Here is a 15,603-nt window from a genome sequence, read left to right on the forward strand (position 1 = left end):
CAACCGGATCCGATCTGATTTGAACGTTACGAGGTAAGAAATGGCTGCAATCACCGCAAGCATGGTCGCCGAACTGCGCGCCAAGACCGACGCCCCCATGATGGAGTGCAAGAAGGCCCTGACTGAGGCCGATGGCGACATGGCCAAGGCCGAAGAGATCCTGCGCGTCAAGCTGGGCAACAAGGCTGGCAAGGCCGCTGCCCGCGTGACCGCCGAAGGCGTGGTGTCCTCCTACATCGACGGCACCACCGGCGCGCTGCTGGAAACCAACTGCGAAACCGACTTCGTCACCAAGAACGACAGCTTCCTGGCCATGGCCAAGGCCGCTGCCGAACTGATCGCCAAGCACAACCCCGCCAACGTCGAAGCCCTGGGCGCCCTGGCCTACTCGCAGGACGGCTTCGGCCCCACCCTGGAAGACGTGCGCAAGGGCCTGATCGGCAAGATTGGCGAGAACATGTCCTTCCGCCGCTTCAAGCGCTTCGAAGGCGGCGCCAAGCTGGCCGCTTACCTGCACGGCACCCGCATCGGCGTGGTCGTCGAGTTCGATGGTGACGAAGTCGCCGCCAAGGACGTCGCCATGCACGTGGCCGCCATGAAGCCCGTGGCCCTGACCAGCGCCGACGTGCCCGCCGAGCTGATCGAGAAGGAGCGTTCGGTCGCCACCGCCAAGGCTGCCGAGTCCGGCAAGCCGGCCGACATCGCCGCCAAGATGATCGAAGGCTCGGTGCAGAAGTACCTGAAGGAAGTCTCGCTGTTCAATCAGCCCTTCGTGAAGAACGACAAGCAGACCGTCGAGCAGATGCTCAAGGCCGCCTCCACCAACGTGAAGGGCTTCACCCTGTACGTGGTGGGCGAAGGTATCGAGAAGAAGGTCGACGACTTCGCCGCAGAAGTCGCCGCCCAGGTCGCCGCCGCCAAGGCCGGCGCCTGATGACCGCCCGGGTGGCCGGCCGGCCACCCGCCACTTCCTCCACGCCCAATCGCTACACTCAACCCGTCTTTCCCAGGAGCCCCTTCCCATGTCCGCACAGCCCGCCCACAAGCGCATCCTGCTGAAGCTGTCCGGGGAGGCGCTGATGGGGGATGATGCCTTCGGCATCAACCGCGCCACCATCGTGCGCATGGTCGAAGAGGTCGCCGAGGTGGTGAACATGGGCGTGCAGGTGGCCGTCGTCATCGGCGGCGGCAACATCTTCCGCGGCGTGGCCGGCGGCTCCGTGGGCATGGACCGCGCCACCGCCGACTACATGGGCATGCTGGCCACGGTGATGAACTCCCTGGCCCTGGCCGACGCGATGGACAAGCAGGGCCTCACCGCCCGCGTCATGTCCGCCATCGCCATCGACCAGGTGGTCGAGCCCTATGTGCGTCCCAAGGCACTGCAGTACCTCGAGGAGGGCAAGGTGGTGGTCTTCGCGGCCGGCACCGGCAACCCCTTCTTCACCACCGACACCGCCGCCGCCCTGCGCGGCGCCGAGGTGGGCGCCGAGCTGGTGCTCAAGGCGACCAAGGTGGATGGCGTCTACTCCGCCGACCCCAAGAAGGACCCCTCGGCCACGCGCTACTCGACGATCAGCTTCGACGAGGCCATGAGCCGCAACCTGGGGATCATGGACGCCACCGCCTTCGCGCTGTGCCGCGACCAGAAGCTGCCGATCAAGGTGTTCTCCATCTTCAAGAACGGCGCGCTCAAGCGCGTCGTGATGGGCGAGGACGAGGGCACCCTGGTCCACGTCTGACGCCACGTATTGACGCCCTGTTTGATCGACCTGCGAGAACCGACATGAGCACGATTGCCGAGATCAAGAAGACCGCCGAGACCAAGATGCACCAGAGCATCGAGGCCTTCAAGAACAACCTGACCAAGATCCGCACGGGCCGCGCCAATCCCGCGCTGCTGGACACCGTGCAGGTCGATTACTACGGCTCGATGATGCCGATCAGCCAGGTGGCCAACGTCTCGCTGCTGGACGCCCGCACGATCAGCGTGCAGCCCTGGGAAAAGGGCATGGGCCCCAAGATCGAGAAGGCCATCCGCGAGAGCGACCTGGGCTTGAACCCCGCCTCCATGGGCGACCTGATCCGCGTGCCCATGCCCCCCATGAGCGAGGAGCGCCGCAAGGAGATGACCAAGCTGGTGCGCACCGAGGGCGAGGGCGCGAAGGTCGCCATCCGCAACCTGCGCCGCGATGCCAATGAGCACGTGAAGAAGCTGGTCAAGGACAAGCTGGCGTCCGAAGACGACCAGAAGCGTTCCGAGGCCGACATCCAGAAGGTCACCGACAAGCACATCGCCGAGATCGACGTGCTGGTGGCGGCCAAAGAGCAGGACATCCTGGCCGTCTGAGGCCCCAGGTCTAAGGTCTTCGTGACCCAGGTCCCGCACCACATCGCCATCGTTATGGATGGCAACGGCCGATGGGCCACCCGGCGCTTCCTGCCGCGCGTGGCCGGCCACAAGGTGGGCGTGGACGCCCTGCGCGCCTGCGTGCGCCACTGCGGTGACCGCGGCGTCAAGGTCCTCACCGTCTTCGCCTTCTCCTCCGAGAACTGGAACCGTCCGGCCGACGAGGTCTCGGGCCTGATGGAACTGCTGGCCCTGGCGCTCTCGCGCGAGGTGCCGGCCCTGAAGACGGAGGGGGTCCGCATCCACTTCATCGGCGACCGCGCCGGCCTCTCGCCCAAGGTGCAGGCCGGCCTGGCCCAGGCCGAGGCCGCCACCGCAGGCAACGACCGCCTGGTGTTCAACATCTGCTTCAACTACGGCGGCCGCTGGGACATCGTGCAGGCCGCCCGCAAGCTGGCGCAGGCGGGCCAGGAGGTCACCGAGGAGAGCATGTCGGCGGCCATGGCGCTGTCGCACGTGCCCGACCCGGACCTGGTGATCCGCACCGGCGGCGAGTACCGCATCAGCAACTTCCTGCTCTGGCAGTCGGCCTACGCCGAGTTCCATTTCTCCGACAAGCTCTGGCCCGAGTTCGGCGCCGCCGAACTCGACGCCGCCATCGCCGACTTCGCCGGCCGTGAGCGCCGCTTCGGCAAGACCTCGGACCAGGTGCGCCCCCCGCGCACGCCCGCCGGCCGCAAGGCGGCCTAGGCGCCTTCCTCCCACCACCCGACACGGCCAGCGATCCATGCTGAAACAGCGCGTCATCACGGCCGTCATCCTGCTGGCCATCCTCCTGCCGGCCCTGTTCTGGCCCACGCCGCTGCCGTTCGCGGCGGTGGTGCTCGTCCTGCTCGCCGCCGGCGCCTGGGAGTGGGGCCGCCTGAACCAGCTCTCGCAACCCGCCTCGCTGGCCTGCGCCGCGGCCTGCCTGGCCCTGTGCGCCGCCTCCTGGTCCGCCGGCCTGGTGGCGCGCCCGCTGCCGGGCCTGTGGGCCACCGCCGGCGCAGCCTGGGTGCTGGGGGGCGCGCTGATGCTGCGACGGGGTGTGGCCGGCTGGCCGCACATCCCGCTGGCGCTGCGCGTGCCGGGCGGCATCCTGGCGCTGTGGCTGGCGTGGCTGGCCGTGGCCCAGGCCCGGGCCATCGGCATCAACTTCCTGCTGTCGGTCTTCGTGCTGGTCTGGGTGGCCGACATCGCCGCGTACTTCGCCGGCCGCGCCTTCGGCCTGAGGTTCACGAGGAACAAGCTGGCCCCCGCCATCAGCCCCGGCAAGAGCTGGGAAGGCGTGTGGGGCGGCATGGCCGGCGTGCTGCTGCTCGCCGCCGCCTGGACCTGGGCCGACGCCGCGTGGCAGGCCCCGGTGGCCAGCCTCTACACCCGCCTGGCCGAGCGCGGCGCCTGGGTCCTGGTGATCGCCGCCGTCTTCATGGCCGCCATGAGCGTGGTGGGCGACCTGGTCGAATCCCTCGTCAAGCGCGCCGTGGGCGCCAAGGACTCCAGCTTCCTGCTGCCGGGCCACGGCGGCGTGCTGGACCGGGTGGATGCCCTCTTGCCGACGCTGCCGCTGGCGATGATGCTGGCGACACTCTGATCCTTCGATGAACAAGCAACGCATCACCGTCCTGGGCTCGACCGGCTCCATCGGCACGAACACCCTGGACGTCATCGCCCGCCACCTTGACCGCTTCGAGGTCTTCGCCCTCAGCGCCGCGCGCCAGGTCGACCTGATGCTGCGCCAGTGCGCGCAGTTCCGCCCGCGCTTCGCGGTGATGGCCGACGCCGCCGCCGGCCGCGAGCTGGCTGCCCGCCTGGAGGCCGAGGGCCTGCCCACGCGCGTGCTGGCCGGCGCCGACGCGCTCGAGCGCATCGCGGGCCACGAGGAGGTCGACGCGGTGATGGCCGCCATCGTCGGCGCCGCCGGCCTCGCGCCCTGCCTGGCGGCGGCCCGCGCCGGCAAGCGCCTGCTGCTGGCCAACAAGGAGGCCCTGGTGGTCGGTGGCGAGGTTTTCCTCGCGGCCGTGAAGCAGGGCGGGGCCACGCTGCTGCCGATCGACAGCGAGCACTCGGCGATCTTCCAGTCGCTGCCCGAGGACCCGGCCAGCTGGGACGCGCGGGTCGAGAAGATCATCCTCACCGCCTCGGGCGGGCCGTTCCGCACCTGGGAGCCGGCGCGCCTGCGCGAGGTCACCCCCGAGCAGGCCTGCGCCCACCCCAACTGGGTGATGGGCCGCAAGATCTCGGTGGACTCCGCCACCATGATGAACAAGGCGCTGGAGGTGATCGAGGCGCGCTGGCTGTTCGGCCTGCCGCCCGCGCGCCTGGAGGTGGTGATCCACCCGCAGAGCGTGATCCACTCGATGGTGCAGTACCGCGACGCCTCGGTCGTCGCGCAGCTGGGCACGCCGGACATGCGCGTGCCCATCGCCTACGGCCTGTCCTTCCCCCAGCGCATCGAGTCCGGCGCCGCGCGCCTGGACTTTTCCAGGCTGGCCGACATGCAGTTCGAGTCCCTGGACAGCCGCGGCCACCGCGAGCGCTTCCCCGGCCTGCAACTGGCCTGGGACAGCCTGGAGGCTGCTCCCGGCACGACCGCGGTGCTCAATGCCGCCAACGAGGTGGCGGTCGACGCCTTCCTCGCGCGCCGCATCCGCTTCGACCAGATCCACGCCCTGAACCTCGCCACGCTCGAGGCGGTGCCGCCGTCGCCGCCGCAGGGCCTGGACGACCTCCTCGCGCTCGATGCCCGGACGCGCCAGGCGGCGCAGGCCGCCATCGGCCGGCTGTCCCATTGACCCGGCACCGGGCCCGCGCTGAACCTACGCCGCTGCCATGCTCACCGTCATCGCCTTCATCGTCGCCCTGGGCCTGCTGATCGCTGTCCATGAGTACGGGCACTACCGCATGGCCGTCGCCTGCGGCGTCCGGGTGCTGCGCTACTCCGTCGGCTTCGGCCATGTGCTGGTGCGCTGGAAGCCGCGCCGCCAGCACCCGGGGCAGGACACCGAATTCGTCATCAGCGCCTTCCCCCTGGGCGGCTACGTCAAGATGCTCGACGAGCGCGAGGGCCCTGTCGCGCCCGAGGAGCGCCATCGCTCGTTCAACGCCGCCTCGCTGAAGGCGCGGGCCGCCATCGTCGCCGCCGGCCCGCTGGCCAACCTCGGCCTGGCCGTCCTGATCTACGCCTTCGTCGCCTGGTGGGGCGTGCAGGAGCCGAGCCCGGTCCTGGCCAGCCCGGTCGCCGGCTCGGTCGCCGAGCGCGCCGGCCTGCGCGGCGGCGAACGCGTCCAGGCCGCGGCCTTCGAGGACGAGGAGATGGAGCCGGTCGAGTCCTTCGACCAGCTGCGCTGGCTGCTCACGCAGGGTGCGCTGGACGGGCGCGACCTGCGCCTGCAGGTGGCCGAGGGCAGCGGCTCGCGCGAGCTGCGCCTGCGCCTGTCCATCGTCGACGCCAAGGAGGCCGACGCGCGCCTGGCGCGCACCATCGGCCTGCTGGGCCCGCTCACCCGGCCGGTGATGGGGGACGTGGTGTCCGGCAGCGCCGCCGAGCGCTCCGGGCTGCGCAAGGGTGACCTGGTGCTCGCCGTCGGCGCCCATCCCATCGTCGACGGCCAGCAGCTGCGCGAGTGGATCCGCAGCCAGGTGCGCGAGGGCGAAGGCCAGACCGTCGACTGGCGCGTGCAGCGCGACGGCCGAGAGGTCACGCTCGCCGTCACGCCTGACATCGTCCGCGACAAGGGCGTCGCCATCGGCCGGATCGGCGCCTATGTCGGCTCGCCGCCCGAGATGGTGGAGGTTCGCGAGGGCCCGCTCGACGCGCTGGCCAGCGGTGTCGTGCGCACCTGGGAAGTTTCCGGGCTCACGCTGCGCATGATGGGCCGCATGCTGGTGGGCGAGGCCTCGCTGAAGAACCTGAGCGGGCCGCTGACGATCGCCGACTACGCGGGCAAGTCGGCCAGCCTGGGGCTCACGCAGTACCTGGTGTTCATCGCGCTCATCAGCGTGAGCCTGGGGGTGCTGAACCTGCTGCCGCTGCCGGTCCTCGATGGGGGGCACCTGATGTATTATCTTTGGGAGGCGGTGACGGGCAGGGGCGTCTCGGACGCCTGGATGGAACGCCTGCAGCGCGGAGGCATGGTGGTCCTCCTGGTCATGATGTCCATCGCGCTGTTCAACGACGTGACCCGCCTCTTTGGTTGAAATTAGCCGTCTCGTCCGCACGCGGCGCGGGCCCTTCCTGAATCCATGAAGAAACAATTCCAGCGCGCTCGCGCGCGTACCGTGGCGAGCGTGATCGCGATGGCCTTCGCGGCCCAGGCCTGGGCGGTCGAACCGTTCAACGTGCGCGACATCCGCGTCGAGGGCCTGCAGCGTGTCGAGCCCGGCACCGTCTTCGCCTCCATCCCCGTGCGCGTGGGCGAGCGCTACGACGACGACAAGGGCACCGCCGCTATCCGCGCGCTGTTCGCCCTCGGCCTGTTCAAGGACGTGCGCCTCGAGGTGCAGGGCGACGTGCTCGTGGTGATCGTCGAGGAGCGTCCCACCATTGCCGCGGTCGACTTCATCGGCACCCGCGAGTTCGACAAGGACACCCTGCGCAAGGCGCTGCGCGACATCGGCCTGGCCGACGGCCGCCCCTTCGACCAGGCCCTGGCCGACCGCGCCGAGCAGGAGCTCAAGCGCCAGTACATCAACCGCAGCCTGTACGGTGCGGAGGTGGTGACCACCGTCACACCGGTCGAGCGCAACCGGGTGAACGTGAGCTTCACCGTCAACGAGGGCGAGACCGCCAAGATCAAGGACATCCGCATCGTGGGCGCGAAGGCGTTCCGCGAGAGCACCCTCAAGGACCTGTTCGACCTGGACACCGGCGGCTACCTGTCCTGGTACACCAAGTCCGACCGTTACTCCCGCGTCAAGCTCAACGCCGACCTGGAGACCCTGCGCTCGTACTACCTGCAGCGCGGCTTCATGGAGTTCCGCATCGACGGCACCCAGGTCGCGATCTCGCCGAACAAGCAGGAGATCACGATCACCGTGAACGTCACCGAGGGTGACCGCTTCGTCGTCAGCGGCGTGCGCCTGGAGGGCAACTTCCTGGGCCGTGACGAGGAGTTCAAGTCCCTGATCACGATCCCGGTGGGCGAGCCGTACAACGCCGACCGCGTGACCGAGACCACCAAGGCCTTCACCGAGTTCTTCGGCAACTTCGGCTACGCCTTCGCCCAGGTCGAGGCCCGCCCCGAGGTGGACCGCGCCACCAACCGCGTGACCCTGGTGCTGGCGGCCGACCCGTCGCGCCGGGCCTACGTGCGCCGCGTCAACATCGGCGGCAACACGCGCACCCGCGACGAGGTGATCCGCCGCGAGTTCCGCCAGCTGGAGTCCAGCTGGTACGACGGCGACCGCATCAAGCGCTCGCGTGACCGCGTCGACCGCCTGGGCTTCTTCAAGGAGGTCAACGTCGAGACCGCCGAGGTGCCGGGCGCGCCCGACCAGGTGGACCTGGTCGTCAACGTCATCGAGAAGCCCACCGGCAGCGTGCAGCTGTCCGCCGGCTTCTCCAGCGCCGAGCGCCTGGCCCTGGGCTTCGGCGTGCGCCAGGAGAACGCCTTCGGCTCGGGCAAGTACCTCAGCGCCGAGCTGAACACCAGCAAGTACAACCGCGTGCTGGCGGTCAGCACCTTCGACCCGTACTTCACCCCTGACGGCATCTCGCGCACGCTGGATGCCTACCACCGCAACAGCCGGCCCTACAACAACCAGGGCGGCAACTACTCCCTGGCCACCACCGGCGCGAGCGCGCGCTTTGGCGTGCCGTTCAGCGAACTGGACACGGTGTTCTTCGGCGCTGGCGTCGAGCAGACCCAGATCCGTCCCGGCACCGCCATCCCGGCTGCCTACCTGGCCTACGCCGAGGAGTTCGGCTACACCAGCCGCACCCTGCCGCTGACCCTGGGCTGGTCGCGCGACAACCGGGACAGCGCCCTGGCGCCCACCACCGGCCGGCTGCAGCGCGTCAGCGGCGAGGCCGGCGTCGCCGGCGATGCCCGCTACCTGCGCGGCAACTACCAGCTGCAGCAGTACTTCCCGATCAACAAGCAGTACACGCTGGCCTTCAACGGCGAGCTGGGCTGGGGGCAGGGCCTGAGCGGCCGTCCCTTCCCGGTCTTCAAGCACTTCTACTCCGGCGGCCTGGGCTCGGTGCGCGGCTTCCAGCAAGGCACGCTCGGCCCGCGCGACGTCACCGGCGCCTCCATCGGCGGCCCCAAGCGCCTGACGCTGAACACCGAGGTCATCACGCCGTTCCCGGGCGCCGGCAACGACCGAACCCTGCGCCTGTATGGCTTCGTCGACGTCGGCAACGCGTTCGGCGAGGAGCAGAAGTTCACCCTGAACGACCTGCGCGCCTCGGTGGGCCTGGGCGTGTCCTGGATCTCGCCGGTCGGCCCGCTGCGTTTCGCCGTCGCGAACGCGGTGCGCAAGTTCCCGGGCGATAAAATCCAGAAAGTCCAATTCCAGATCGGAACCGCCTTCTAATGAAGAAACTGATTCGCCAAGCAGCCGCCGGCATCCTGGGTACCGTGATCCTGGCCGCCCCGGCCCTCGCGCAGGAGTTCCGTGTCGGCTTCGTCAACACCGACCGCATCTTCCGCGAGGCCAACACCGCCAAGGCGGCCCAGACCAAGCTGGAGCAGGAGTTCTCCCGCCGCGAGAAGGAAATCAACGACCTGGGCACCACCCTCAAGACCGCTTCCGACAAGTTCGAGCGCGAGGGTCCCACGCTGTCCGAGAGCCAGCGCGTGGCCCGCCAGCGCCAGCTCGTCGAGCAGGACCGCGAGTTCCAGCGCAAGCGCCGCGAATTCCAGGAAGACCTCAACGCCCGCAAGAACGAGGAGTTGCAGCAGGTCCTCGAGCGCGCCAACCGCGTGGTCAAGCAGGTCGCCGAGGCCGAGAAGTACGACCTGATCCTGCAGGAGGCGGTCTACATCAACCCCAAGCACGACATCACCGAGAAGGTGATCAAGGCCCTCAACGCGAGCAAGTGACGTGGCCCTCACCCTGGGCGACATCCACCAGGCACTCGGCGGCGAGCTTCACGGCGACGCCGCCGTTTGCATTGAGGCGCTCGCTCCCCTCGAAAGCGCCACCCCTTCGCAGCTCAGTTTCCTGAGCAACCCCAAGTACCAGTCGCAGCTGGCCGCCTCCCAGGCGGCCTGCGTCATCGTCTCGCCCGCGATGCGCGAGGCGGCCCTGGCGCGCGGCGCGGCCCTGGTGGCCGACGACCCGTACCTGTACTTCGCCCGCCTCACCCAGCTGTGGAAGCAGCGCCATGCCCGCCCCGAGGGCCCGCGCATCCACCCCAGCGCGGTCATCGACCCCGAGGCGGTGATCGATCCCACGGCCCGCATCGGCGCGCTGTGCGTCGTCGAGCGCGGCGCGCGCATCGGCGCCTACACCGTGCTCAAGTCGCGCGTGACCGTGAGCGAGGACTGCGTGATCGGCGAGCGCTGCCTGCTGCACCCCGGCGTCGTCATCGGCGCCGACGGCTTCGGCATCGCGCCGACGAAGCAGGGCGCCTGGGAGAAGATCGAGCAGCTCGGCGCCGTGCGCATCGGCAATGACGTCGAGATCGGCGCCAACACCTGCATCGACCGCGGCGCCCTGGCCGACACCGTCATCGAGGACGGCGTCAAGCTCGACAACCTGATCCAGGTGGGCCACAACGTCGTCATCGGCAAGCACACCGCCATGGCCGGCTGCGTCGCCGTGGCCGGCAGTGCCCGCATCGGCGCACACTGCACCATCGGCGGCAAGAGCGGCATCGTGGGCCACCTCACCATCGCCGACCACGTGCACGTGGGCGCCATGTCGCTCGTGAGCCGCTCCATCAGCCAACCCGGCCAGTACGCCGGCGTGTTCCCCCTGGACGACAAGTCCTCCTGGGAGCGCAACGCCGCCACCCTCCGCCAGCTGTCCACGCTGCGCGATCGCATCAAGGCGCTGGAAAAAGCCCTCGCCGCCACCCCGAAGAACACACCATGATGGACATCCACCAGATCCTCAAGCAACTGCCGCACCGCTACCCCATCCTGCTGGTGGACCGCGTCCTCAGCATCGAGAAGGGCCAGCGCATCGTCGCCCTCAAGAACGTCACCATCAACGAGCCGTTCTTCACTGGCCACTTCCCGCACCGCCCGGTGATGCCGGGCGTGCTGATGCTCGAGGCCCTGGCCCAGGCCGCGGCGCTGCTGTCGTTCGACACCCAGGGCGTCACGCCCGACGACAAGACCGTCTACTACTTCGCCGGCATCGACGGCGCCCGCTTCAAGCGCCCGGTGGAGCCGGGCGACCAGCTCACGCTCGACGTGACCCTGGAGCGCGCCAAGGCCGGCATCTTCAAGTTCAAGGGCACGGCCCGCGTGGGAGATGAGGTGGCCTGCGAGGCCGAACTCATGTGCACCATGCGCCGCATCGCCTGACCGGAGGGCCGCGCGTGCAGGGCCAGATCCATCCCACCGCCATCGTTGCCGAAGGCGCCCAGGTCGACCCGTCGGTGTCGATCGGGCCGTACAGCGTCATCGGCCCCCATGTGAAGATCGGCGCGGGCACCACCGTGGGCCCGCACTGCGTCATCGAGGGCCACACCACCATCGGCCGCGACAACCGCATCTTCCAGTTCGCCTCGCTGGGCGCGATCCCGCAGGACAAGAAGTACGCGGGCGAGCCCTGCGAGCTGGTCATCGGCGACCGCAACACCATCCGCGAGTTCGCCACCTTCAACATCGGCTCGCCCGGCGGCGGCGGCGTCACCCGCATCGGTGACGACAACTGGCTCATGGCCTACGTGCACATCGCGCACGACTGCATCGTCGGCAACAAGGTGATCTTCGCCAACAACTCGCAGCTCGCCGGCCACGTCGAGGTGGGCGACTGGGTGATCCTGGGCGGCTTCACCGTGGTCCACCAGTTCGTGCGCATCGGCGCGCACGGCATGACGGCCATGTGCTCGCTGCTGTTCGCGGACCAGCCCCCCTTCGTCATGAGCCAGGGCCAGCCGGCCGGCGCCCGCTCGATGAACTTCGAGGGCCTGCGCCGCCGCGGCTTCTCGGCCGAGCGCATCGCGGCGGTCAAGGGCATGCACAAGGCGCTGTACCGCGACGGCCTGACCCTGGCCCAGGCCCAGGAGCGCATCGCCGGCCTGGTGGCCAAGACGCCCGAGTCACAGCCCGACGTCGACATGATGCTGGGCTTCCTGCAGGGCGTGGACCCGCAGCGAGGCATCGTCCGATGAACCTGAAGGTCGGGATGGTTGCCGGCGAGGTCTCCGGTGACCTCCTGGCCGGACTCCTGCTCCAGGGCCTGAACGCCCGCTGGCCGGGCCTGCAGGCCTACGGCATCGGCGGCCCGCACATGGCGAAGCAGGGCTTCCAGGCCCTGTGGCCGCACGAGAAGCTGGCGGTACGCGGGTACATCGAGGTGCTGCGGCACTACCGCGAGATCGTCGGCATCCGCGAGCAGCTCGCGCAGCGCCTGCTGGCCGACCGGCCGCCCCTGTTCATCGGCGTCGACGCGCCCGACTTCAACCTCGACCTGGAAGCGCGCCTGCGGGCCGCCGGCATCCGCACCGTGCACTTCGTCTGCCCCTCGATCTGGGCCTGGCGGGCCGGCCGCGTCGAGAAGATCCGCCGCAGCGCCGACCACGTGCTGTGCATCTTCCCCTTCGAGCCCGCCCTGCTGGCGAAGCACGGCATCCCCGCCACCTACGTGGGCCACCCCCTGGCCAACGTGATCCCGCAGGTGCCCGACCGCGCCGCCGCCCGCCGCGCGCTGGGCCTGGGGGAGGGCGACGAGGTGCTGGCCGTGCTTCCCGGCAGCCGCGGCTCCGAGGTCAAGTACCTGGCCGAGGTGTTCTTCCAGGCGGCGCGCCGCGTCCAGCAGGCCCGCCCCGGCCTGAAGCTGGTCGTGCCCGCGATCCCGCGGCTGCGGCCTGCCATCGAGGCGGCGGCCCGCCGCGCCGGCTTGTCGCAGGGCCTGACGATCCTCGACGGCCAGTCGCACGCCGCGCTGGCCGCCTGCGACCTCACCCTCATCGCCAGCGGCACCGCCACCCTGGAGGCCGCCCTGTTCAAGCGGCCCATGGTCATCGGCTACCGCATGAACGCCCTCAGCTGGCAGATCATGAAGCGCCAGGCGCTGCAGCCCTGGGTGGGCCTGCCCAACATCCTGCTGGAGGACATGGCGGTGCCCGAGCTGCTGCAGCACGCCGCCACCCCCGAGGCCCTGGCGCGCGCGGTGCTCGCCTGGCTGGAGGATCCCGCCCGCCGCGCCGCCGTCGAAGCCCGCTTCGACGACCTGCACCACACCCTGCGGCGCGACACCGCGCAGCTCGCCACCGATGCCATCGCCCAGGTCCTCCAAGGCTAGCCGGCCCGCCGTCGTCCAGGCCTCGCTCGACTGGGACCCGGTCGGCCTGGTCGCCGGCGTCGACGAGGCCGGCCGCGGCCCGCTGGCCGGCCCGGTGGTGGCCGCTGCCGTGATCCTGGACGACACGAAGCCCATCGCCGGCCTGGCGGACTCCAAGGCGCTCACCGCCCTCAGGCGCGAGCGCCTGTACGACGAGATCCGCGCCAAGGCCCTGTGCTGCAGCATCGCCGAGGCCTCGGTGGAGGAGATCGCCCGCCTGAACATCCTGCATGCCACGATGCTGGCCATGCAGCGCGCGGTGGAGGGCCTGCGCCTGAAGCCGGTCAAGGTGCTGGTGGACGGCAACCGCCTGCCCCGGCTGGACATGCTGTCCGAGGCCATCGTCGGCGGCGACGCCAAGGTGGCCGCCATCAGCGCGGCCTCCATCCTGGCCAAGGTGCACCGGGACCGCTGGTGCCTGGCCCTGCACGAGCAATACCCCCAGTACGGTTTCGCCGCCCACAAGGGCTACGGCACCGCCGAACACCTGCAGGCCCTGCGCGCGCACGGCGCCTGCCCCCAGCACCGGCGCGGCTTCGCCCCGGTGGATGCCGCCATCGCGGCGTCGACCGCCGCGGCCGCGAAGGCCGTCCCCCATGCCGCCGCCACCCGCGAGGCCCCCACGCCATGACCGAACCTGCCGGCCCGACCCGCATCACCTCGCGTGACAACCCCTGGCTCAAGTCGCTGCGCCGCCTCGCGCAGGACGGCGCCGGCTACCGGCGCGCCGGCCAGGTCTGGCTGGAGGGTGACCACCTGTGCCGGGCGCTGCTGGCGCGCGGCCAGCGCCCCGAGGTGGCGGTGTTCGCCGAGAGCCTGTGGCCCAGCGCCCCGCCCGAGTGGACCGGCGCCGCGCCGAAGAACGTGGTCCTGCCCGACGCCGTCTTCAGCAGCCTCAGCGGCCTGGAGTCGCCGGCGCGCATGGGCTTCGTGATGGCCCTGCCCGCCGACCCCGCGCTCGACCCGCAGGCACCCACCGTCGTCCTGGACCGGGTGCAGGATGCCGGCAACGTCGGCGCCATCCTGCGCTGCGCCTCGGCCTTCGGCTTCCGCCAGGTCGTCGCCCTCAAGGGCACGGCGGCCCTGTGGGCGCCCAAGGTGCTGCGCGCCGGCATGGGCGCGCACTTCGGCCTGCACCTGATCGAGTCCGCCGGGCCGCAGCTGCTGGAGGACCTGCGGGTGCCCCTGATCACCACCAGCTCGCACCAGGGCGAGCTGCTGCATCGCGCGCAGCTGCCCTGGCCCTGCGCCTGGGCGCTGGGCCACGAAGGGCAGGGCGTGGGCCCCGAGGTGCAGGCGCGGGCGGCGATGTCGGTGCGCATCATCCAGCCCGGGGGCGAGGAGTCGCTGAACGTGGCCACCGCCGCCGCGATCTGCCTGCATGCCAGTGCCGCGGCGGCCGCGATTTAAGCCCTTTCCCTCTACGGGTAAGCCCCGAGCAAGGCTATAATCAGGGGCTTTCCTGCAAACCCCGTACGCCTAGCGCAGTCGCAGCTCCTCCCCTGAACAAAAGCAACACCGAGAGTGCGCTCTCGACCGCGTTTGGGCGTACCCGTCACCACCCGGAGAACCCAGTGCTTTTGTCTCAACAGGCGTCCAAGCCTTCCGCCATCCTGGCGCTCGCAGACGGCACGGTCTTTATCGGCACTTCGATCGGAGCCACCGGCTCCACCACCGGCGAAGTCGTGTTCAACACGTCCCTCACCGGTTACCAGGAAATCCTCACCGACCCCAGCTACTGCCGGCAGATCGTCACGCTGACGTATCCGCACATCGGCAACTACGGCGTCAACGGCGAGGACATCGAAGCCGACAAGGTCCATGCCGCAGGCCTCATCATCCGTGACCTGCCCTTGGTCGCCTCGAACTTCCGCAGCACCGAGACCCTCTCCGAGTACCTGCGTCGCGAGAACACCGTCGCCATCGCCGACATCGACACCCGCAAGCTGACCCGCCTGCTGCGCACCTCCGGCGCCCAGAACGGCTGCATCCTGGGCCTGGCCGCCGGCGAGGCCGTCACCCAGGCGAAGATCGACGAAGCCGTCGCAGCCGCCCAGGCTGCGCCCTCCATGTCCGGCCTCGACCTTGCCAAGGTGGTCTCCACCGCCAAGGGCTACGAGTGGACCGAGACCGAGTGGCAGCTCGGCGCCGGCTACGGCAAGCTGGAGAACCCGCGCTACCACGTGGTGGCCTATGACTTCGGCGTCAAGAGGAACATCCTGCGCATGCTGGCCGAGCGTGGCTGCAAGATCACCGTGGTGCCCGCGCAGACCCCGGCCGCCGAGGTGAAGAAGCTCGATCCGGACGGCGTGTTCCTGTCCAACGGTCCCGGCGACCCGCAGCCCTGCGACTACGCGATCGAGGCCACGCGCGAGCTGGTCGAGGCGGGCTACCCCACCTTCGGCATCTGCCTGGGCCATCAGATCCTGGCCCTGGCCTCCGGCGCCAAGACCTTCAAGATGAAGTTCGGCCACCACGGCGCCAACCACCCCGTCAAGGACCTGGACAACGGCCGCGTGAGCATCACCAGCCAGAACCACGGCTTCGCGGTCGACGAAAAGACCCTGCCGGCCCACCTGCGCGCCACCCATGTGAGCCTGTTCGACGGCACGCTGCAGGGCCTGGCCCGCACCGACAAGCCGGCGTTCTGCTTCCAGGGCCACCCCGAAGCATCCCCCGGTCCGCACGACATCGGCTACCTGTTCGACAGGTTCACCGCCCTCATGGACCAAGCGAAGAAGTAAGCC

Annotated in this window: 16 protein-coding genes; all 16 read left to right on the forward strand. The window is 69.9% G+C overall.

Features of this window, described 5'->3' with window-relative positions:
- The first annotated feature begins 40 nt into the window (after positions 1-40).
- The 16 genes from tsf to carA all read left to right on the forward strand — a co-directional run bounded on the left by tsf (position 41) and on the right by carA (position 15,600).
- Positions 41-934, forward strand: a complete 894-nt coding sequence (gene tsf / locus ACT80S_RS12575) for a translation elongation factor Ts (protein WP_377416224.1) — start codon at positions 41-43, stop codon at positions 932-934.
- 88 nt (positions 935-1,022) lie between these two features.
- Complete coding sequence (pyrH, locus tag ACT80S_RS12580) at positions 1,023-1,742, forward strand: UMP kinase (protein ID WP_377416226.1); 720 nt, start codon at positions 1,023-1,025, stop codon at positions 1,740-1,742.
- A 44-nt stretch (positions 1,743-1,786) separates the two neighbouring features.
- Complete coding sequence (gene frr, locus ACT80S_RS12585; RefSeq protein WP_377416228.1) at positions 1,787-2,350, forward strand: ribosome recycling factor; 564 nt, start codon at positions 1,787-1,789, stop codon at positions 2,348-2,350.
- 21 nt (positions 2,351-2,371) lie between these two features.
- Positions 2,372-3,100 carry a polyprenyl diphosphate synthase gene (uppS, locus tag ACT80S_RS12590; RefSeq protein ID WP_377416230.1) on the forward strand — a complete coding sequence of 243 codons (729 nt, stop codon included), beginning with the start codon at positions 2,372-2,374 and terminating at the stop codon, positions 3,098-3,100.
- A 37-nt stretch (positions 3,101-3,137) separates the two neighbouring features.
- A complete protein-coding gene (locus ACT80S_RS12595) occupies positions 3,138-3,983 on the forward strand; it encodes a phosphatidate cytidylyltransferase (protein ID WP_377416232.1) in 846 nt (281 codons plus the stop codon).
- Positions 3,984-3,990: 7 nt separating this feature from the next.
- Complete coding sequence (gene ispC / locus ACT80S_RS12600; protein ID WP_377416234.1) at positions 3,991-5,184, forward strand: 1-deoxy-D-xylulose-5-phosphate reductoisomerase; 1,194 nt, start codon at positions 3,991-3,993, stop codon at positions 5,182-5,184.
- Positions 5,185-5,221: 37 nt separating this feature from the next.
- Positions 5,222-6,589 (forward strand): RIP metalloprotease RseP, encoded by a 1,368-nt coding sequence (rseP, locus tag ACT80S_RS12605; protein ID WP_377416236.1) that lies wholly within the window; start codon positions 5,222-5,224, stop codon positions 6,587-6,589.
- Positions 6,590-6,634: 45 nt separating this feature from the next.
- Positions 6,635-8,929, forward strand: coding sequence for an outer membrane protein assembly factor BamA (gene bamA, locus ACT80S_RS12610; protein ID WP_377416238.1), 2,295 nt, complete (start codon positions 6,635-6,637; stop codon positions 8,927-8,929).
- The gene (locus tag ACT80S_RS12615) at positions 8,929-9,438 is read left to right on the forward strand and encodes an OmpH family outer membrane protein (RefSeq protein ID WP_377416240.1); all 510 of its coding nucleotides are present in this window, start codon (positions 8,929-8,931) and stop codon (positions 9,436-9,438) included. The genes bamA and ACT80S_RS12615 overlap by 1 nt, the downstream gene beginning before the upstream one ends.
- A 1-nt stretch (position 9,439) precedes the next feature.
- A complete protein-coding gene (lpxD, locus tag ACT80S_RS12620) occupies positions 9,440-10,435 on the forward strand; it encodes a UDP-3-O-(3-hydroxymyristoyl)glucosamine N-acyltransferase (protein ID WP_377416242.1) in 996 nt (331 codons plus the stop codon).
- Entirely contained in the window at positions 10,432-10,872 is a 441-nt protein-coding gene (gene fabZ, locus ACT80S_RS12625; RefSeq protein ID WP_377416244.1) for a 3-hydroxyacyl-ACP dehydratase FabZ, read from the forward strand. The genes lpxD and fabZ overlap by 4 nt, the downstream gene beginning before the upstream one ends.
- A gap of 14 nt (positions 10,873-10,886) precedes the next feature.
- Entirely contained in the window at positions 10,887-11,684 is a 798-nt protein-coding gene (gene lpxA, locus ACT80S_RS12630) for an acyl-ACP--UDP-N-acetylglucosamine O-acyltransferase (RefSeq protein WP_377416246.1), read from the forward strand.
- Complete coding sequence (gene lpxB / locus ACT80S_RS12635) at positions 11,681-12,817, forward strand: lipid-A-disaccharide synthase (protein ID WP_377416248.1); 1,137 nt, start codon at positions 11,681-11,683, stop codon at positions 12,815-12,817. Before lpxA ends, lpxB begins: the two co-directional genes overlap by 4 nt.
- Positions 12,789-13,487, forward strand: a complete 699-nt coding sequence (gene rnhB / locus ACT80S_RS12640) for a ribonuclease HII (protein WP_377416250.1) — start codon at positions 12,789-12,791, stop codon at positions 13,485-13,487. Before lpxB ends, rnhB begins: the two co-directional genes overlap by 29 nt.
- Positions 13,484-14,266, forward strand: a complete 783-nt coding sequence (locus ACT80S_RS12645) for a TrmH family RNA methyltransferase (protein WP_377416252.1) — start codon at positions 13,484-13,486, stop codon at positions 14,264-14,266. The genes rnhB and ACT80S_RS12645 overlap by 4 nt, the downstream gene beginning before the upstream one ends.
- Positions 14,267-14,430: 164 nt before the next feature.
- Positions 14,431-15,600, forward strand: coding sequence for a glutamine-hydrolyzing carbamoyl-phosphate synthase small subunit (gene carA / locus ACT80S_RS12650; protein WP_377416254.1), 1,170 nt, complete (start codon positions 14,431-14,433; stop codon positions 15,598-15,600).
- Positions 15,601-15,603: the final 3 nt, after the last annotated feature.

Source organism: Ramlibacter sp. MAHUQ-53 (assembly GCF_052600055.1).